The following is an 18087-nucleotide window of genomic DNA, read 5'->3' as shown; positions in this document are numbered from 1 at the left end:
TTAATATATTCAAAAACTTATAGTTGCTGCAGCGTATAAAAGACACATTGTTGTGCCATTTTAAGCCAGAACTTTAAGTGATCCCGATAAAAATCCACACGCAGCCCGACGACTCCACCTGCGGCCCCACCAGCCTGCATGCCGTGTACCGTTACTTTAAAGATCCCATCTCCCTGGCCGATGTCATCAAAGAAGTTCCGTCCTTAGACGAGGGCGGCACGCTGGAGGTACTGCTGGCCTGCCATGCCTTGAAGCGGGGTTACCGGGCCCGCATTTATACGTACAACATGTTCGTTTTCGATCCTACCTGGATCGGGATGAGCAATGAGGAGATCATTCTGAAGCTGGAGGAACAGCTCAAGTATAAAAAGGGGGCCAAGCTGCACCGTGCCACGCACGCCTACATTGAGTTTCTGCGCCTGGGTGGCGAGCTGCGCTGCCGCGACCTGAACAAGCAACTGCTTAAGAAGTACTTCGATGCGGATATCCCGCTTCTGACCGGCCTGAGCGCCACCTACCTCTACCAAAGTGCCCGCGAAATGGAAGACGATCACGGCAACTCGGTGTACGACGACGTGCGTGGCTATCCCCTGGGACATTTTGTGGTGCTGTGTGGCTTTGGGGAGGACCAGAAAAGCATCGTGGTGGCCGATCCTTACCGCGAGAACCCCTACTTTGGAGAAAACTATTACGAAGTGAAAGGCACCCATCTGGTCAATTCCATCATGCTGGGAATGGCCACCTATGATGCTAACCTGCTGGCCATACTGCCTGCACACTATGAACCGCTCGAAGATTAAATCATGCGTAAAATAATTATTGTGGACTATCCCAAAGACTGGGAAGAGGCGATAGAAGATACAGAGGTAGTCGACGCCCAAACATACCTTACCAGCCCCACTTACACCGATATCCGCAGCGCACGCATCTTTAACCTGTGCCGCTCGCACCGCTACCAGAGCGCAGGCTACTACGTGTCGCTGCTGGCCGAGGCCCGGGGCCACAAGCCCATACCGAGCGTTACCACCATGCAGGACCTCAAGAGCCCGACCATTGTGCGCGCCATCACCGTGGAGATGGAGGACCTGATCCAGAAAAGCCTCTCCGGCCTCAAATCGACGAGCTTCACCCTGAGCATCTACTTTGGCCAGAACCTGGCCCACAAGTATGAAAAGCTGTGCAAGGCCCTCCACGACCACTTCCAGGCGCCGCTGCTGCGGGCGCAGTTTGTGCACAAAGATAACTGGGTGCTGCAGAGCATCTCGCAGGTGCCGATAAATGAGGTGCAGGAAGAGCATCGCAAATACCTCAAGAGCTTCGCTAAATCATACTTCGCGCGCCAGCGTTTCTCCGGTGCCCGCATCAACCGCAAGGCCTACGATTTGGCCATACTGATAGATCCGCAGGAAAAAGCGCCGCCATCCAACGAGCGGGCCATCCAGCATTTTGTGGACGCCGCCGAAAGTATGGGCTTTTACACCGAGCTGATCACCAAGGATGACTACCGCCGGCTGCCGGAGTTCGACGCGCTTTTTATCCGGGAAACCACCTCCGTGAACCACCATACCTACCGCTTTGCCCGCAAAGCCTTTGCCGACGGGCTGGTGGTGATCGATGACCCGGTGTCCATACTTCGGTGCACGAACAAAGTATACCTGGCCGAGCTGCTGGCGAAGGCGAAAGTGCCTATCCCCAAAACCATGATCATACACAAGGACAACCGCAAGCTGGTGGAAAAGGAGCTGGGGCTGCCCTGTGTGCTCAAGCTGCCCGACAGTTCCTTCTCGCAGGGCGTGGTAAAGGCTAAGAATAAAGAGGAGCTGAAGGAGGAACTGGACAAGATGCTGGAGACCTCGGAGCTGATCATCGGGCAGGAATACACGCCCACGGACTTCGACTGGCGCATCGGGGTGCTGGATAAGCAGCCGCTTTATGCCTGCAAGTACTACATGGCCAAAGGGCACTGGCAGATCTACAACTGGAACGGCAAGAAGCAGGACGAGGAGGGCGATGGCGAGGTGATCCCCTTTGAGCAGGTACCGTTTCATGTGCTGCACACGGCCCTGAAAGCGGCCAACCTCATCGGCAACGGCCTATATGGTGTGGATGTGAAGGAGATAGACGGCAAAGCATACGTGATTGAGGTGAACGACAACCCAAGTATAGATGCCGGAGTAGAGGACAAGATCCTGAAAAAGGAGCTTTACACGTCCATCATCAAATCCATAAAACAACGCATAGACAACCATAAAAATGGAAACGGCAGAACCGAGGGATAGCACCAAAAAGACACTGCACCTGTTCGAGGGATTCGGGGTGGAGCTGGAGTACATGATCGTGCAGCAGGGCAGCCTGCAGGTGCTGCCCATTACCGACAAGCTCATTTACGACGAGGTGGGGGCGTACCTGTCGGATGTGGAGTTCGGCGACATAGCCTGGAGCAACGAACTGGTGCTGCACGTGGTGGAGCTGAAGACGCAGGGGCCTGTGAAAAGTCTGATGCAGCTGCAGGAGAAGTTTCAGGCGCACGTGCAGAAGATAAACCGGATGCTGGCAAAGTATGACGCCATGCTGCTGCCCACCGGCGCGCACCCGCTCATGAATCCCTACACCGACACCAAACTGTGGCCGCACGAGCACAACGCCGTGTACGAGGCCTATAATCGCATCTTCGATTGCCGCGGGCATGGCTGGGCCAACCTGCAGAGTACGCACCTGAACCTGCCGTTTTACGATGATGCCGAGTTTGAGAAGCTGCATGCCGCTATCCGGGTGCTCTTGCCCATCATGCCGGCGCTCAGCGCCTCCACGCCCATTCTAGACGGAGCGGTAACTGGCTTAGCAGATTCGCGACTGGAAGTATACCGGCAGAACCAGCAAAAGCTGCCAAGTATAGCCGGCAAGGTGATTCCGGAGGCTGTCTTTAACGAGGCTGACTATGAGGAGCAGGTGCTGCAGCCCATGTACCATGAGGTGGCCCCGTACGACCCGGAGGGCACGCTGCAGGAGGAGTTCCTCAACTCGCGCGGCGCCATTGCCCGCTTCGGGCGCAACACCATTGAGATTCGCTTGTTGGACATACAGGAATGCCCGGTGGCCGATATGGCGGTGCTGCAGGCGGTGGTGACGGTGCTGCAGGCGCTGATAGCCGAGCGCTGGGTGCCCCTGCACGATCTGAAAGCCTGGCACGAAGACCGCCTCTCAGCCATACTGTTAGAGGTGATTGCCAAGGGGCAGGAGGCCATACTTACAGACCTTGCTTACGCCCAGCTTTTCGGGTTCGATTTCGGGGAAAGCTGCACCGTTGGGGAACTCTGGAAGCACCTGGTGCAGGAGGTGCTTTCCCTGGACGACCAGCCGGAGCTGGCCAATGCCCTACATGTTATTGTTTCCCGTGGCAACCTTTCCAAGCGAATTATCGAGGCCTTAGGCGATACGCCTTCGGAAGAGAAGATCCGGGAGGTATACCGGCAGTTAGCGGTGTGCCTGCAGAAAGGGAGCGTTTTTTTACCTGATACACCATGTTGAAAATTTTAATTACCTGCGAGCACGGCGGCAACGAAATTCCAATGGCTTACGCAGGCCTTTTTACCACAGAGCAGGAGCTCCTGCAATCGCACAGAGGTTTCGACAAAGGCGCGCTGGAGCTCTTCAAAGAACTTAAAGATTTAGCCGATAAAACATTTTACTCGACCACATCGCGGCTGCTGGTGGAGCTTAACCGCTCCCTGCACCACAAAAGCCTTTTCTCCGACATCAGCCGGTACCTGCCGGAAAAAGAGAAGGAGCTTATTCTGAAGGAGCACTACCAGCCTTACCGCGAGCGGGTGGAGGAACTGATCTACGACCTCACGATGGTGGGGCACCAGGTACTGCACATCTCGGTGCACAGCTTTACACCGGTGCTGAACGGGGAGGAGCGGCAGGCGGACATCGGGTTGCTTTACGACCCCAGGCGCCAGCGCGAGCGCGAATTTTGCCGCGCCTGGAAAAAGGCGCTGAAGGAGCAGAGGCCGGAGCTTGTGGTGCGTTTCAACTATCCGTACCTTGGCATTGCCGATGGTTTCCCGACGTACCTGCGCCGCAAATTCACGGAGGAGCAGTACGCAGGCATAGAACTGGAGGTGAATCAGAAGTTTCCGGAGCAGGGCGGCAGGCAGTGGGAACAGGTGCAGCAAGTCATCAGGCGCAGCCTGAAAAGTATACTTGTATAGGATAAATTTAATGCGGGAGTATGTAAATTATTGTATTAGGAAAACAAAATATCTTCATTTGTAGTATTCAAATTAAAAACAACCCGTGCATGCTCCTGCACGAGAAGTTTTTTGACACGAATCGTTAACTTTAAAAGTAAGACTATGAGAATTAAGAATTTACTTCACTTGGTTGTGGTACTGGCATTAGGGCAATTCCTGTTTTCCTGTAGCTCAGCAGAATACTATAAGTTTTCTCCAAGCAAACCTGAGGCCTACAACACGGTGAAAGAGAAACCAGCCCCGGCGCCGGAAGTGGCAGCGGTGGAGGACCTGACGCCAACTGTTGCTGAGATTGCCCTGGCCGCAAATGAAGAGAAAGAAGCCGCCGCGCCTGAACCCGTGTTTGAGGCGACCACCAAAGCTGCCCCTGCGGTAGCCCCGCGCAAGTCGGCGGCCGTGGTGGAGACCCCTGCCGTGAAGGAAGAGGTGAAGCTGGAACCGCGCGAGATGACCGTGGGAGAGGCCGAGGCCCTGGCCATGGCCAAAGAGCGACTGGCCGAAATGACCAAGGCCGAGAAAAAGGAACTGAAGATGGAAATGAAGGAGATGATGCGCCAGGGCGGATCTCGCACCTCGGTGGTGGAGATCATACTTGCCATCATACTTCCGCCGCTGGCCGTGTTCCTGCACGACGGCATCGGCACCTCGTTCTGGATCAACATTATCCTGACGCTGCTGTTCTTCCTGCCGGGTGTCATCCACGCCTTACTGGTAGTAACCGACACGATCTAGCGCACAAGAAGGACTATAAACAGGAGAAGCACCACGCAAGTGGTGCTTCTTTTTTTGCCCATACTTTATTGCAAAGTATAAAATGGCAGGCGGGTGCAGAGGCTGATGCAAGTATAACCCAACTCGGATAGTGTCGGTTTAGTCCTTGGGCAGCTCGATGAAGAAAGTTGTGCCCACGTTTTCCTTGCTCTCAAACCAGATGCGGCCGTTGTGCCACTCCACGATCGTTTTGATAATGGACATGCCCAGGCCCGTGGATGGCTCCCCGCGGAGCCCTTCGCGGCGAGCCATGGTAAACTTGTCGAACAGCTCGGCGTGGAAGTGCTTGGGTATACCGATGCCGTTATCCTTCACAGTTACCAGTATCGTGTCTTTTTCATCGCGGAGATTAATCTCGATCACGCCGTTGTCGGGCGTAAATTTGATGGCGTTGGAGAACAGGTTGTTGATGACCTGCATAAACTTGTTCTCGTCTATAAAGGCATAAAAACTGGTGCCAGAGTAGGTGAACCGGATGTCCTTCTGGATGTGGTCCTCTCCCTCCTTGTACTGCTCAATGATGTTTTCTATCTTGGAAACGAGGTTCACCCTTCTCCTTTGCAGCCCGGCATGGGAAGACTCCAGGAACTCCTGCTGCACGAACTCACGGATCAGGCGCACGCTTCGCTCGCTGCTCTCCCGGATGATGCGGATCACCTTGCTCACCTCGGCATTGCCATACCTGCCTGTACTCTCCGCGAGCACGTCGGCAAGGGCCTGTATGTTAGCCAGCGGGCCCGCCAGGTCGTGCGACAGGATCTCCAGAACCGAGTTTTTCTTGGCCGCGTACTTCTCCAGCGTTCCTGAGTTCTCCTGGGATAATGTTATGTCATCCAGAAAGCCCGCTATGTGTCTTTTCCCATCCCCAGCCACCAACAGCTCAGGGAACAACTGTAGCCACTTTACAGATCTGTCCGGAAGTATAATCCTGAAATCAAGGCTGTTTTTGATGATTCCCTGCAGCAGTTCGTGAAACTCATTCACCAGGAACTCCTGATCCTCGGGGTGAACCGAGTTGAGGACAATAGCCGGATTGCTGTACACACTCTCCGGGGTACGCCGCCAGATGTAGCTGAATGCCTTGTTCAGGAAGGTGATGGCGCCAGCCTCTACATCAAAAGAAAAAACGATTCTGTTTGTTTGGTGGATCAGCTTTTCTAATATATCAACTTGGATTCTGTTGTTCATTCTAGCGTGTGTTTGCACCCCTTTACTGCGTTTTCAGGTATAACGTTTTAAGTATGAATGGAATGAGCAGGGTGCTACGCGATTAGTGTTTTTGCATCAGCTTATCAAGGCTTCTCCTGCATTTGTTCATACTTTGTCGCCGTTCAAAGTATAGGAGAACTACCTGCAGCAAAGCAGATGTGTGATATAGAAATTGTAAAGCAATATGGAGTACAAGGACTACTATAAAATGCTGGGCGTACAGAAAAGCGCGTCGCAGGCGGAAATAAAGAAAGCCTACCGTGCGCTGGCCAAGAAGTTTCACCCTGACAAAAACAAGGACAACCCGCAGGCAGAGGAGCGTTTCAAGGACATCAGTGAGGCGTATGAGGTGCTGGGGGATGAAGAGAAGCGGAAGCAGTACGACCAGTTGGGGTCCAATTGGCGGCAGTTTCAGCAGGGTGGGCCAGGTGGCCAGCAATATGGTGGGCGTCCCGGCGGCGGCTTCCAGGGCGGCGACTTCAGCGACATGTTCGGAGGCGGTGGCGGTGGAGGCGGCGGCTTCTCCGATTTCTTTGAGCAGTTCTTCGGCGGCGGTGCGCGTGGCGGCTTTGGAGGCCAGCAGCGTGCCCGCAAAGGGCAGGATTACCAGGCCAACATGGAGATTACGCTGCAGGAGGCTTACACAGGCACCAGCCGTCTGCTGAACGTGAACGAGCAGCAGCTCCGCATAACCACCAAGCCCGGCGTGGCCGATGGGCAGGTGCTGCGCATCAAGGGGAAGGGGGCACCCGGTCCGGCGGGAGGGGAGCCCGGCGACCTGTACATTAACGTGCAGGTGCTTCCCGACCAGCGCTACGAGCGCAACGGTGATGACCTGACCACCACCTTGCCGGTGGATATGTATACGGCCATACTTGGCGGCGAGGCCCAGGTCAACACCATGAGCGGCGCTTTGAAGCTGAAGATCCCGGCGGGAACCCAAAACGGCAAAACGCTGCGGCTGCGGGGCAAGGGCATGCCGCGCTACGGGCATGCCAGCCAACACGGAGATCTTTACGTAAGAATAGAAGTAACCCTGCCAACCAGCCTCAGCGCCGAGGAACGCGACTTGCTGGAGCGCCTCCGCGACCTGCGGAAAGCCAAGGCAGCCTGATTTAATAGCGTATAATTACCTAGCCATACTTTGCCATGTTAATGACCATTGAACAAACCCGCACCTATACCCCACTCGAGAATTTCCTGGACAGCCTTGCCGACCAGGAGTTGACCTGCTACGCCTCAGACCTGCTGCAGCAGCGCGGCTGCGGAAGTATGGACGAGCTGAGCCAGGCCGTAAGACGCGCCACCGAAGTATGCACCAGCATGCACCTGCCCCTAAACGAGAATTTCAAGCCGGTGTATCGCTCCCAGGCTGGGGAGGTAGTGCAGGACTGGCGCCTCTCGCCGATGGCTTACATGCTGACGGTGCTGAATGCCGATTCTAAAAACGACCTGGTGGCCCGCACGCAGCTGGAGATGGTGCGCCGCTTCCTTAACAATCAGTAAACCCGGGCAGCGGCTGCGGCAGTGTTTGCTGCGCTGCCAGCTCCTGTGTCCAGCCGAATTTCTGGCAGAGGCGCAGCGTGTTCTGCGGCAGCTGTGCCTTTATACATACTTCCCCACCTGTGAAGGGATGCGTGAAGCATAACTCCGCAGCGTGCAGCAGCAGGTAGGGACTCTCCAACTCCTCCAGAAACATCTTGTTGTGCCGCCAGTCGCCATGGCGCTTATCACCCACAATATAGTGCCGGATGTGCGCAAAGTGCTTGCGTATCTGGTGCATGCGGCCTGTCTCCGGCTTGATCTTTACCAAACTATAGCGCGAGCACGGGTAGCGGCCCACCGGTATCGGCAGCTCAACGGTCGCCAGTCGCTCGTAGTGCGTTACGGCGTCCTGCGGCGCTTTATGCTGGTGGTCCTTGTCGGGCCGGATGGGGTTGTCGATGGTGGCGGCTTCGGGGGTGCAGCCACGCACGATGGCAAAGTAGGTCTTGTCGGGCTCGCGGGCCTCAAAAGCCTGCACCACCGGCTTTGTCGCCTCCGGGGTCTTGGCGAAGAGCAGCACGCCGGAGGTGCCCCGATCCAGGCGGTGCACCGGGTACAGGTGGTAGCCCAACTGGTCGCGCAGCAGCTGCAGGGCAAACTCCTTCTTTTCCTCGGCTATGCGCGTGCGGTGCACCAGCAAACCGTTCGGCTTGTTGATGGCCACATACTGGGCATCCTCATAAATTATCTCTAGCACCGTCTGTCTCTTTTCTGCAAAGATAGGCAAACCATACTTTATGGTGGAGGTTAGGCGACATCGGTTATACTTTAAAAGTATAAAGTGGCGGCGGGAACCGTTTATTTTGACACCGGTAACGGATTTGCTGGCACGGCTCGTATCTTTGCCAGAATCACATTTCGCAGAAAAAGCAGCACATGGCCATTTCCATAGACAATCTCCGCAGGGGCAAGAAGTACAGGCTAACGAACTACGGGGAAACCTTTGAATTTCAGGTGGTGGACATGCCCGAGGAGAACGAGTACCGTGTAAAAGATTTGCTGACCCTGGAGAAGTACCTGCTCAACGACCTGCTGAAGTATGGCAAAGGCAGGGACTTTGACCTGGAGGAGCTCTAGCGTCAGCTGCGGCTAACGCTGCCTTTCTTCTCCCAGTGGCTTTTGAGGATGCTGTTTCCCTGCGGCTGCCGCACGATCCGGCGCACGTAGCGCTCCCCGGCTATACTTCCGTCCTCGTTGCGCCTGCCGATAAACAGCGTTACCGGCTCCCCCAGCTCGTTGGTGATGTAAGTGATGTCCTTGCCGGCGTACTGCTGGTCGTAGCGCTGCCCTGGCTCGTATACTTTCTCTAAGAGCTTCTCCAGCTTTGGGTTAAGGGACATATGTAGCATCTACTGTTTAAGCGCGCTGCCGCGCTCCATTCAACAACCATTTATAGGCTTCGTCCTTGCTGTAGAACACCCGAAACTGCAGCTGGTTCTGGTCCGTTTGGCTGATGCAGTCATACATCTTATACGAAACGACCTCCTGGAAGGCGTCAGGCGGCACAACGCGTGCGTAGCGCTCCATCTTCAGGTTACTGATGATGCCAGAGGAATAGGCCGATACCCAATGCTGCAGGGCTATCGCCAGATTTATTCCCACCGAGTTATCCGATAGGAAATAACGCAGTTCTTCCACCAACGCGGTTTGAAGGCTCAGGGAAAAAGCTTCCTTAAACTCCTCGTCGGAGGTCTGGCGATGCCAGGTTACCTCCAGCAGGCTCTCATCCCGGAAAACGGTCACGGTTGCAAAGTCCTTTTTAAGAATTTCCATAGGCTAAAAATGCTACCCAAGGGTAAGGTTAACTCCTATCTTACGGAAGGCACGCCGAAGTGGATACCCTTGTAGGAATTCCGCCGGAGTAGTGTTAGTAATTCAGATGCCAGAAAAGCTTGCCTGGGCATGAACGCTGCTGCCGGCGCACCGTATAGATAATTCGAAAGGAGGTACAGTTATGCAAGCACAGGAGCCACATTACTTTGTATACATATTCGGCTATCAGCCGCGCGAGAATGTAGAAATAGGCGTAGCAGGAGACCTGCAAAAGCTCTCGCACTCCAAGGCTGCTCCCGCGCCTGACACGCTCCCCGCGCCACTTCCGGCCAAGCTGGTGTATTATGAGCACTACCAGGTAGAGGACGAGGCCCTGAACAGGGAGCGGCAGTTGAAGGGGGAGAGCCGGGACGCCACTTTTTACCTGATCGAGTCGATGAACCCGAACTGGCTGGACCTGAGCGACACGCTCGACGATTGACCTGCCATTTAGCGCCGTGAGGCGCGCTTGTTCCATTCTTTACACAGCTTATAAAGTATAAATCCTGCCATTTGGCATTGGCATCCTATAGGCATACCTTTACAGCAGCTCCGCCATTTGGGGCACAGGCAACCCTTATAAAAAAGCAAGCGCACTCTTGAGAAAAATAATCCAGGGCCTGGGCGAGAACATACGGCTGCAGATGTTTGTGGTGCTGGTGGGAGTGGTGCTGCTGGCCGCCAAGTTCCTGGCTTTTATACTTACCAATTCCAACGCCATCCTGACCGATGCGCTGGAGTCGATCATCAACGTGGTGGCTGGGGCTTTCTCGCTTTACAGCCTGGTGCTCTCCGCCCGCCCACGCGATGAGAACCACCCCTACGGCCACGGCAAGATCGAGTTTGTGGCGGCCACGCTGGAGGGGGCACTTATTCTGGTGGCCGGTGGCGCCATCATCGTCAAATCCATCCTTAACCTCATCAAGCCGGTGCCGCTGCATCAGCTTGACATTGGTATCCTGCTGATAGCTGCTTCTGGCGTGGTGAACTATGCCGTGGGCTACATCACGGAGCGGAAGGGCCTGCAAAATAACTCGCTGGTGCTGGCTTCGGGCGGCAAGCACCTGAAAACCGATGCCTACTCCACGGCGGGTATTCTTATTGGCCTGCTGCTTATCTACCTTACCGGCATGGTATGGCTCGATAGTGCGGTGGCGATCCTGTTCGGGCTGATGATCGGCTTCACCGGCTACCGTATCCTGCGCACATCCATCGCCGGCATTATGGATGAAGCCGATTACGAGCTGCTGCAGCGCATTGTGCAGGTGCTGAACCAGAACCGCCGCCCCAATTGGATCGACATCCACAACCTGCGCGTCATCAAGTATGGCTCCACCCTCCACATCGATTGCCACCTTACAGTACCCTGGTACCTGAACGTGCAGCAGGCGCACGACGAGGTAGAGGCCGTGGGCAAAGTCGTGCGCGAGCAGATAGACCCCAGCATTGAGTTGTTCATCCATACCGACCCCTGCATTCTGCCTTCCTGCGCCATCTGCACCAAAGCGGATTGCGACGTGCGCCGGCAGCCATTCCAGGAGCGGGTGGAGTGGGATTTTGAGAAAGTGATAGCAGACCGTAAGCACGGACTAGATTAGGGACTATGGAAAAGTATAGGATTGCCGTTGTAGGCATGGGTGGCGTGGGCGGATATTATGGCGGCATGCTGGCACAGCGCTTTGCAACTGATGAGAAGTATGAAGTGATATTTATAGCCAGAGGCGAGCACAAAGAGAAGATAGCGCAGCGCGGCCTGACACTGGAACTGGAGGAGGGGACGCAAGTAATACGGCCAAGTATAATAGCCGATGATCCTGCCCCGCTTGGGAAGCTGGACCTGATACTTTTCTGCGTGAAGAGCTACAGCCTGGAGCAGGTGGCCGGGCAGTTAGCCAAAAGTATAAGCTCTGATACGGTTATACTTCCTTTGCTAAACGGCGTGGAAAGTATAGAGTACCTGCAGCGGCGCTTCCCGGAGGCGCAGGTGCTGTGGGGCTGCGTGTACATCATAGCAAGTATAAAGGCGCCCGGCGTGGTGCAGGTGCAGGGAAAGTATAACCGCCTGATCTGGGGCAGCCCGGATTCACCGCAGGATAAGCTCGAACGTATAAAATCGCTTTTCGACGAGGCCGGCATTAACCACGAGCAGTATGAGCAGGAGGCTGAGGTGAAAGTATGGGAGAAGTTCTCCTTCATCTCGCCGGTGGCCAGCCTCACGTCGCTCACCCACCAGACTATGGGGCAGATTATGGACCAACCAGCCTTGCAGGAGCAGCTGCAGCAGCTAATGCTGGAACTGGTGCAGGTATCAAAAGCCAGGGGCATAGAATTGCCCGGCGATATCGTGGCGCGGAACCTGGATGTGGTGGAGCGGATGCAGCGGCATGTCACTTCCTCGATGGAGCGCGATTTTGCAAACGGCAACAACACGGAGCTGGAAAACCTGACCGGCTACATTGTGCGCGAGGCGGATAAGTATAACGTGGCGGTGCCGATGTATCAGCAAGTATACCAGGCGTTGAAAGGTTGATTGTTACATTGCTAATTGTACTTGCTCGCTAGGAGGAGCGAGGGTTATGACTATCAATAACAAGCAGCAATCAACAATTACCAATTAAATAAGTATAAACCTTTTACCCGGCAGGGCTTTCACCATTCCTTTAAACTCCAGCCCTAAAAGTATGGAGGCTAACAGGCTTATGGGCACCTGCGCCTTCCAGCTCAGGTTATCCATGTGCTCCTCGCGGCGCTGCTGCAGCACCTGCAGTACCTTCAACTCATCTTCATTAAACTCAGCGGGATCAAAAGCAGCAGCGGAGGCTTTCTTTTTCTGTGCGGCTTCGTCCTCCAGATCCCAGTTCAGCAACTCTACCAGGTCCTGCACCGAAGTATAAGCCACCGCTTTTAATGACTTGATCAGGTGGTTGGTGCCTTCCGAGACAGGGGAGGTGATGTTGCCGGGCACGGCCATCACTTCCTTGTCATAACTATGGGCGATATCAGCGGTGATGAGGGTGCCGCTTTTCATGGCCGCTTCCACTACAATGGTGCAGTCGCTCATGCCGGCGATGATGCGGTTGCGGGCCGGGAAGCGCGGCGCATCGGGCCTGGTGCCAAAGGGATTCTCCGTCAGCAAGCCACCCTGCGTAAGCATCCGCTCGGCGTACTTGCGGTGCACGGCCGGGTAAACGGTCTCGGGGCCGCTGGCCATCACGCCGATAGTGGGCAACCCGGCCTGCAGCGCCGCCCGGTGCGCCACAATGTCCACGCCATAGGCCAGCCCGCTCACGATCATGGCGTTATAGGGCTTCAGCTCTTCCACAATACGCTCCGTTACCGTTTGGCCGTAAGTGGTTATCTGCCTGGTGCCTACCATGCTGATGATGCGGCGCTGGTTGAGGTTGGCATTGCCCCGGAAGTATAAAAGCGTGGGCGCATCCGGTATCTGCTTGAGCCGGTCCGGGAACCTGGGCGAAGTATAAAACAGCAGTTGTACCTCCTCCTCAGCGGCACGTTTCACCCATTCCTCCGCCTGCAGCAAGTTGCTCCGGGCATTTTCCTTCATGTTCTGGATCAGTTTGGGCCCGACGCCGGGAATCCTGAGCAGCTTGGCCGGAATTGCCTCAAACACAGCCTTGGGCGAGCCGCAGTAACTTACCAGCAGGCGCGTAAGCTGCGCCCCCACGCCCGGCATGCGTGTTATGGCAACCTCGTAGATATTCTGTTCTTCCACCATAGGTAAAGAACTACGCAGCTTTTAGGCTTTGGTGTTCAGTTGCTCCTTTATGCCCTGCAGAAAAGCCTTCACCTTTTCCAGCGATTCCACAATCTCCATTTTGTCCTTGGCCTGCACGGGCTTGTTCTTCATCACCTCGCGGGCCCCCTGTATGGTATAGCCGCGCTCCTTTACCAAGTGGTACACGGTACGCAGCGTCTCGATGTCCTTCTGCGTGTACTGGCGGTTGCCTTTCTTGTTCTTCTTCGGCTTCAGCTGCTCAAACTCCGTCTCCCAAAACCGGATGAGGGAGGGGGCTACGTCGAACATGGCGGCTACCTCGCCGATGGTATAGTACTGCTTCTCTATCTCTTTTTCCTTGTATGGCATAATCCTGTATGGTTTATCGGGCAAAGCGGGCGTAATTTTTGTGCAACAGTTCCTGATTACCGCTAAATATGCTACTTTTGCCCATATTGCGCTTGTTGGTAACCGCCGTTTGAGCGGGATTAAGGTTTGGCAAAAATTAGATATTTTTCGCTCTTAAACAACAAGTATAGCACTTAGTATCTAAAGGCTTAACACTCATACATGAACTCAGCTGAGATTAGACAAAAGTTCCTGGACTTCTTTGCTTCCAAACAGCACCAGATCGTGCCTTCTGCGCCCATTGTGGTAAAGGATGACCCAACCCTGATGTTTATCAACTCGGGCATGGCACCCTTTAAAGATTACTTTCTGGGCAATAAGCCTGCGCCTTACAAGCGTGTGGCCGATACGCAGAAGTGCCTCCGGGTGAGTGGCAAGCACAACGACCTGGAAGAGGTGGGCTACGATACCTACCACCACACCATGTTCGAGATGCTGGGCAACTGGTCCTTTGGCGACTACTTCAAAAAAGAGGCGCTCGAGTGGTCCTGGGAGCTGCTGACGGAAGTATACCAACTGTCGAAGGACAGACTCTATGTTTCGGTTTTTGAGGGGGATAAGTCGGAAAACCTGCCGATGGACCAGGATGCCTACAATATCTGGAAGTCCATGATAGCGGAAGAACGCATCCTGATGGGCAACAAGAAGGACAACTTCTGGGAGATGGGCGACACCGGCCCGTGCGGTCCCTGCTCCGAGATCCACATCGATCTGCGTACAGACGAGGAGCGCGCGCAGGTGGATGGCAAAACGCTGGTGAATGCCGATCATCCGCAGGTGGTGGAGATCTGGAACAACGTGTTCATGGAGTTCAACCGCCTGGCCGACGGGTCGCTTGTAAAACTGCCTGCACAGCACGTGGATACCGGCATGGGCTTTGAGCGTCTGTGCATGGCTATCCAGGGCAAGCGCTCCAACTACGATACGGACGTATTCCAGCCCCTGATCCAGTTCATCGCCAAAGAAGCCGGTGTGACCTATGGCCAGGATGAGAAAACAGACGTTGCCATACGGGTAATTGCCGACCATATCCGCGCTATTTCCTTTACCATTTCCGATGGGCAGCTGCCGTCTAACAACAAGGCGGGTTATGTGATTCGCCGCATCCTGCGCCGTGCCGTGCGCTATGGCTTCACCTTCCTGGATTTCAAGAAGCCCTTCCTCTACAAGTTGACGGAGGTGCTGGCAGAGCAGACCGCGCATGTATTCCCGGAACTGAAGCAGCAGCTGGGCTTTGTGCAGCGCGTGATCGAAGAGGAGGAGAACGCCTTCCTGCGCACGCTGGAAAACGGCCTGAAACGTCTGGACGCGCTGGAGGATACTTTTAAGCAGCACAACAACACTATCGACGGCAAAACCGCCTTCGAACTATACGATACCTTCGGCTTCCCGCTGGACCTGACCGCCCTGATCGCCCGCGAGAAGGGTTTGAAAGTAGATGAGCAGGGATTCGGAGTGGAGATGGAGCAGCAGAAAAACCGCTCCCGCAACGCCTCTGCCACTGAGCAAAGCGATTGGGTTATACTTCAGCCGGATGTGGTGAACGAGTTTGTTGGCTATGACTGCGACACGACCGACTCACATATCGTGCGCTACCGTCAGGTAAAAGCCAAGAACAAGAGCGAGTACCACCTGGTGCTCGACAAAACGCCATTCTACGCCGAAAGCGGCGGCCAGGTAGGCGACGTGGGCTTTTTAGTGGCTGACGGCGAGCGCGTGGAGGTGCTGGACACGAAGAAAGAGAACGATCTTATACTTCACATCACCAGCAAACTGCCGCAGCACGTGGAGGCTGGCTTCCGGGCGGAGATCGATGCGGAGCGCCGCAACATGATCCGTAAGAACCACTCGGCTACGCACTTGCTGCACTCCGCTTTAAGAAAAGTTTTAGGCGACCACGTGCAGCAGCGTGGCTCCTTGGTAAACGAGAAAATCCTCCGTTTTGACTTCTCGCACTTTGCCAAGGTAGAGGAAGCCGAGCTGCGCGAGATCGAGCACATCGTGAATGAGCGCGTGCGCCAGTCCATTCCGCTGGACGAGCGCCGCAACGTGCCGATCGACGAAGCAAAAGGTATGGGAGCCACTGCCTTGTTTGGCGAGAAGTATGGCGACTTTGTGCGCGTGATCACCTTTGGCAGCGATTACTCGGTAGAGCTCTGCGGCGGCACGCACGTGCACAACACCGGCAACATCGGCTATTTCAAGATCATCTCTGAAAGCTCTGTGGCTGCCGGCGTGCGACGCATCGAGGCTATTACGGCTGAAGGCGCAGAAGAGTACATGCAGCAGCAACTGAATGAGCTAAACGCTGTGCGCGAGGTGCTAAACACCCAGAGTAACGTATCGGGGGCCGTGCAAAAAATGCAGGACGACCTGAAGGTTCTGCAGAAGCAGCTGGAGCAATTTGAATTGAAGCAGCTGAGCAGCCTGAAAGATACGCTGGCACAAAAATCGCAACAGCTGGATGGCGTTAACCTGATCACTGAGCGCGTTGACCTGAGCTCTGCCGATTACCTGAAGAAGCTGGCTTTTGATATGCGGCAGGTAGTGGACAACCTGGTGCTCATACTTGCTGCCGAGATCGATGGCAAGCCGCAGATTGCGGTGATGCTGTCGGATAACCTGGTGCAGGAGAAAAACTTGAACGCCAGCCAGCTTGTTCGTGAACTGGCCAAGGAAATCAAAGGCGGCGGCGGCGGACAGCCCTTCTATGCCACGGCGGGCGGTAAAGATACTGCTGGTCTGGATGCGGTGCCTGCCAAGGCAGTGGAACTGATCAAGTCAATTATTAATGGATAAGTAGTAATGATTAATTAATAATGATAAATGTATAATGAACGTCAAAAAGATATTCATTAGTCACTCATCATTAATCATTAAACAAATGGATAAAGCGATAAGAGATAAGTATCAAGCCATCATTGGTTTAGAGGTGCACGCACAGTTGCTCACCGAGAGCAAAGCCTACTCCTCCGACTCGACAGAGTATGGCATGCTGCCCAACACCAACCTGAGCGAGATTACGCTCGGCCACCCGGGCACTTTGCCACGTGTGAACAAACGCCTGGTGGAGATGGCCGTGAAAATGGGCCTGGCCACCAACTGCGAGATCACAAAGTATAACGTGTACGCCCGCAAAAATTATTTCTACCCCGACCTTCCGAAGGGCTACCAGATCACGCAGGACAAAACCCCGATTTGTACCCACGGCCACCTCTTAATTAAAGATGCTGCCGGCGAGGAGAAAAAGATCGGTATCACGCGCATCCACATGGAGGAAGACGCCGGTAAGTCGATGCACCTGCCGGGCGAGGTGGAGACGCTGGTGGACTTTAACCGTGCCGGCGTGCCGCTGATCGAGATCGTGTCGGAGCCGGATATCCGTGATTCGGAGGAAGCCTATAACTACCTGATTGAAATCAAGCGCCTGGTGCGTTACCTGGATATCTGCGACGGCAACATGGAGGAAGGCTCGCTGCGATGCGACGCTAACATCTCGGTGATGCTGAAGGACTCACCACTTTGGGGAACCAAGGTGGAGGTGAAGAACATGAACTCCTTCCGCAACGTGCAGCGTGCCATTGAACACGAGATCGAGCGCCAGATCCTGGTGCTGGAGAACGGCGGCAAGGTAGAGGGCGAAACACGCAACTTCGACGCCAATACCGGCTCTACCACAGCCATGCGCTCCAAGGAAACGCTGAACGATTACCGTTACTTCCCGGAGCCGGACCTGCCACCGCTGGTTATTGAGCAGGAGTGGCTGGAGTCGGTAAAGGCTGCGATGCCAAGCCTGCCGCAGGAGTTGTACAAGCGCTTTGTGGAGGAATTTAACCTTCCGGAGTATGATGCTGCCGTGCTAACGGATGCCAAGGAGATTGCTTTATACTTTGAGCAGCTGGCCAAGCACACCAAAAACTACAAGGCGGCCTCTAACTGGGTGATGGGCCCGGTGAAATCATACTTGAACGAGCTGCAACTGCACATCAGCAACTTCCCGCTGAAGCCTGAACAAATCGCGGAGCTTATTGCTTTAGTAGATGAGAACAAGGTGAGTCACTCGGTCGCTTCTAAGATGATTTTCCCTTACATGCTGGAGCACCCGGACTACACCGCAACACGCGTGGCCGAGGAGCAGAACCTGCTCCAGGAGTCCGATTCCGACGAACTAGCGCAAATCGTGCAGCAGGTGCTGGCCGAGAACCCCGCCAAAGTGGAGGAGTACAAGGCCGGCAAGCAGTCGCTGATCGGGATGTTTATGGGGGAGATCATGAAAAAGACCAAGGGAAAGGCCGATCCGAAAGTGACCAACCAATTGTTAAGAGAGAAACTGAACGCCTAAAATAGCTA

Annotated in this window: 19 protein-coding genes; 13 read left to right on the top strand and 6 right to left on the bottom strand. The window is 54.8% G+C overall.

Annotated elements, in window-relative coordinates:
- Window positions 1–77 precede the first annotated feature (77 nt).
- From A3841_RS04080 to A3841_RS20780, 5 genes are all read left to right on the top strand, one after another.
- Window positions 78–800, top strand: coding sequence for a cysteine peptidase family C39 domain-containing protein (locus tag A3841_RS04080; RefSeq protein ID WP_073851022.1), 723 nt, complete (start codon window positions 78–80; stop codon window positions 798–800).
- A 3-nt stretch (window positions 801–803) separates the two neighbouring features.
- Complete coding sequence (locus tag A3841_RS04075; RefSeq protein ID WP_073851021.1) at window positions 804–2279, top strand: RimK family protein; 1476 nt, start codon at window positions 804–806, stop codon at window positions 2277–2279.
- Complete coding sequence (locus A3841_RS04070; protein WP_073851020.1) at window positions 2254–3528, top strand: carboxylate-amine ligase; 1275 nt, start codon at window positions 2254–2256, stop codon at window positions 3526–3528. The genes A3841_RS04075 and A3841_RS04070 overlap by 26 nt, the downstream gene beginning before the upstream one ends.
- Entirely contained in the window at window positions 3522–4214 is a 693-nt protein-coding gene (locus A3841_RS04065) for an N-formylglutamate amidohydrolase (RefSeq protein WP_073851019.1), read from the top strand. The genes A3841_RS04070 and A3841_RS04065 overlap by 7 nt, the downstream gene beginning before the upstream one ends.
- Window positions 4215–4478: 264 nt before the next feature.
- Complete coding sequence (locus tag A3841_RS20780; RefSeq protein WP_317042473.1) at window positions 4479–4988, top strand: YqaE/Pmp3 family membrane protein; 510 nt, start codon at window positions 4479–4481, stop codon at window positions 4986–4988.
- Window positions 4989–5126: 138 nt separating this feature from the next.
- On the opposite strand, the gene A3841_RS04055 is transcribed toward A3841_RS20780, so the two are convergent.
- The gene (locus A3841_RS04055) at window positions 5127–6215 is read right to left on the bottom strand and encodes a PAS domain-containing sensor histidine kinase (RefSeq protein ID WP_073851018.1); all 1089 of its coding nucleotides are present in this window, start codon (window positions 6213–6215) and stop codon (window positions 5127–5129) included.
- A gap of 205 nt (window positions 6216–6420) precedes the next feature.
- Between A3841_RS04055 and A3841_RS04050 the strand changes: the two genes are divergently transcribed.
- Together A3841_RS04050 and A3841_RS04045 are read left to right on the top strand one after the other, a co-directional pair.
- A complete protein-coding gene (locus A3841_RS04050; RefSeq protein ID WP_073851017.1) occupies window positions 6421–7350 on the top strand; it encodes a DnaJ C-terminal domain-containing protein in 930 nt (309 codons plus the stop codon).
- A gap of 41 nt (window positions 7351–7391) precedes the next feature.
- A complete protein-coding gene (locus A3841_RS04045) occupies window positions 7392–7742 on the top strand; it encodes a hypothetical protein (protein WP_073851016.1) in 351 nt (116 codons plus the stop codon).
- Here A3841_RS04045 and A3841_RS04040 read toward each other — a convergent pair.
- Window positions 7729–8478 carry a pseudouridine synthase gene (locus tag A3841_RS04040; protein ID WP_073851213.1) on the bottom strand — a complete coding sequence of 250 codons (750 nt, stop codon included), beginning with the start codon at window positions 8476–8478 and terminating at the stop codon, window positions 7729–7731. The genes A3841_RS04045 and A3841_RS04040 overlap by 14 nt on opposite strands.
- Window positions 8479–8657: 179 nt before the next feature.
- On the opposite strand from A3841_RS04040, the gene A3841_RS04035 reads away from it, so the two are divergent.
- Window positions 8658–8858, top strand: coding sequence for a hypothetical protein (locus tag A3841_RS04035; RefSeq protein ID WP_073851015.1), 201 nt, complete (start codon window positions 8658–8660; stop codon window positions 8856–8858).
- A 2-nt stretch (window positions 8859–8860) separates the two neighbouring features.
- Here the strand turns inward: A3841_RS04035 and A3841_RS04030 are convergent, their stop codons facing one another.
- Both A3841_RS04030 and A3841_RS04025 read right to left on the bottom strand, forming a co-directional pair.
- On the bottom strand, window positions 8861–9121 hold the full coding sequence (locus A3841_RS04030; RefSeq protein ID WP_073851014.1) for a hypothetical protein: 261 nt from the start codon (window positions 9119–9121) through the stop codon (window positions 8861–8863).
- Between the two features lie 16 nt (window positions 9122–9137).
- Window positions 9138–9554, bottom strand: coding sequence for a hypothetical protein (locus tag A3841_RS04025; RefSeq protein ID WP_073851013.1), 417 nt, complete (start codon window positions 9552–9554; stop codon window positions 9138–9140).
- A 181-nt stretch (window positions 9555–9735) separates the two neighbouring features.
- On the opposite strand from A3841_RS04025, the gene A3841_RS04020 reads away from it, so the two are divergent.
- The 3 genes from A3841_RS04020 to A3841_RS04010 all read left to right on the top strand — a co-directional run bounded on the left by A3841_RS04020 (window position 9736) and on the right by A3841_RS04010 (window position 12123).
- Window positions 9736–10035, top strand: a complete 300-nt coding sequence (locus A3841_RS04020; RefSeq protein ID WP_073851012.1) for a GIY-YIG nuclease family protein — start codon at window positions 9736–9738, stop codon at window positions 10033–10035.
- A 157-nt stretch (window positions 10036–10192) separates the two neighbouring features.
- Window positions 10193–11191: a cation diffusion facilitator family transporter gene (locus tag A3841_RS04015; protein ID WP_235861289.1), complete on the top strand. Its 999-nt coding sequence runs from the start codon at window positions 10193–10195 to the stop codon at window positions 11189–11191.
- Window positions 11192–11196: 5 nt separating this feature from the next.
- Window positions 11197–12123: a ketopantoate reductase family protein gene (locus A3841_RS04010; protein ID WP_073851011.1), complete on the top strand. Its 927-nt coding sequence runs from the start codon at window positions 11197–11199 to the stop codon at window positions 12121–12123.
- An 84-nt stretch (window positions 12124–12207) separates the two neighbouring features.
- Here A3841_RS04010 and dprA read toward each other — a convergent pair whose 3' ends face one another.
- Both dprA and A3841_RS04000 read right to left on the bottom strand, forming a co-directional pair.
- The gene (gene dprA / locus A3841_RS04005) at window positions 12208–13329 is read right to left on the bottom strand and encodes a DNA-processing protein DprA (RefSeq protein ID WP_073851010.1); all 1122 of its coding nucleotides are present in this window, start codon (window positions 13327–13329) and stop codon (window positions 12208–12210) included.
- A gap of 21 nt (window positions 13330–13350) precedes the next feature.
- Window positions 13351–13698 carry a MerR family transcriptional regulator gene (locus tag A3841_RS04000; RefSeq protein ID WP_073851009.1) on the bottom strand — a complete coding sequence of 116 codons (348 nt, stop codon included), beginning with the start codon at window positions 13696–13698 and terminating at the stop codon, window positions 13351–13353.
- 201 nt (window positions 13699–13899) lie between these two features.
- Here A3841_RS04000 and alaS point away from each other — a divergent pair, with 201 nt between their 5' ends.
- Complete coding sequence (gene alaS, locus A3841_RS03995) at window positions 13900–16536, top strand: alanine--tRNA ligase (RefSeq protein WP_073851008.1); 2637 nt, start codon at window positions 13900–13902, stop codon at window positions 16534–16536.
- Window positions 16537–16621: 85 nt separating this feature from the next.
- Window positions 16622–18079 carry an Asp-tRNA(Asn)/Glu-tRNA(Gln) amidotransferase subunit GatB gene (gatB, locus tag A3841_RS03990; RefSeq protein WP_073851007.1) on the top strand — a complete coding sequence of 486 codons (1458 nt, stop codon included), beginning with the start codon at window positions 16622–16624 and terminating at the stop codon, window positions 18077–18079.
- Window positions 18080–18087 lie beyond the last annotated feature (8 nt).

It is taken from the genome of Pontibacter flavimaris (genome assembly GCF_001907195.1).
GTDB lineage: Bacteria > Bacteroidota > Bacteroidia > Cytophagales > Hymenobacteraceae > Pontibacter > Pontibacter flavimaris.
Note: the sequence above shows the minus strand (reverse complement) of the source record. Positions and strands in the feature narration are given on the sequence as shown.

What these genes read in the sequence shown, in the direction of transcription:
- A3841_RS04000 (WP_073851009.1), bottom strand. Translation starts at nt 13,698, where the DNA reads ATGCCATACAAGGAAAAAGAGATAGAGAAGCAGTACTATACCATCGGC.
- A3841_RS04030 (WP_073851014.1), bottom strand. Translation starts at nt 9,121, where the DNA reads ATGTCCCTTAACCCAAAGCTGGAGAAGCTCTTAGAGAAAGTATACGAG.
- A3841_RS04055 (WP_073851018.1), bottom strand. Translation starts at nt 6,215, where the DNA reads ATGAACAACAGAATCCAAGTTGATATATTAGAAAAGCTGATCCACCAA.
- A3841_RS04065 (WP_073851019.1), top strand. Translation starts at nt 3,522, where the DNA reads ATGTTGAAAATTTTAATTACCTGCGAGCACGGCGGCAACGAAATTCCA.
- alaS (WP_073851008.1), top strand. Translation starts at nt 13,900, where the DNA reads ATGAACTCAGCTGAGATTAGACAAAAGTTCCTGGACTTCTTTGCTTCC.
- dprA (WP_073851010.1), bottom strand. Translation starts at nt 13,329, where the DNA reads ATGGTGGAAGAACAGAATATCTACGAGGTTGCCATAACACGCATGCCG.
- gatB (WP_073851007.1), top strand. Translation starts at nt 16,622, where the DNA reads ATGGATAAAGCGATAAGAGATAAGTATCAAGCCATCATTGGTTTAGAG.
- A3841_RS04045 (WP_073851016.1), top strand. Translation starts at nt 7,392, where the DNA reads ATGACCATTGAACAAACCCGCACCTATACCCCACTCGAGAATTTCCTG.
- A3841_RS04020 (WP_073851012.1), top strand. Translation starts at nt 9,736, where the DNA reads ATGCAAGCACAGGAGCCACATTACTTTGTATACATATTCGGCTATCAG.
- A3841_RS04070 (WP_073851020.1), top strand. Translation starts at nt 2,254, where the DNA reads ATGGAAACGGCAGAACCGAGGGATAGCACCAAAAAGACACTGCACCTG.
- A3841_RS04050 (WP_073851017.1), top strand. Translation starts at nt 6,421, where the DNA reads ATGGAGTACAAGGACTACTATAAAATGCTGGGCGTACAGAAAAGCGCG.
- A3841_RS04010 (WP_073851011.1), top strand. Translation starts at nt 11,197, where the DNA reads ATGGAAAAGTATAGGATTGCCGTTGTAGGCATGGGTGGCGTGGGCGGA.
- A3841_RS04035 (WP_073851015.1), top strand. Translation starts at nt 8,658, where the DNA reads ATGGCCATTTCCATAGACAATCTCCGCAGGGGCAAGAAGTACAGGCTA.
- A3841_RS04025 (WP_073851013.1), bottom strand. Translation starts at nt 9,554, where the DNA reads ATGGAAATTCTTAAAAAGGACTTTGCAACCGTGACCGTTTTCCGGGAT.
- A3841_RS04075 (WP_073851021.1), top strand. Translation starts at nt 804, where the DNA reads ATGCGTAAAATAATTATTGTGGACTATCCCAAAGACTGGGAAGAGGCG.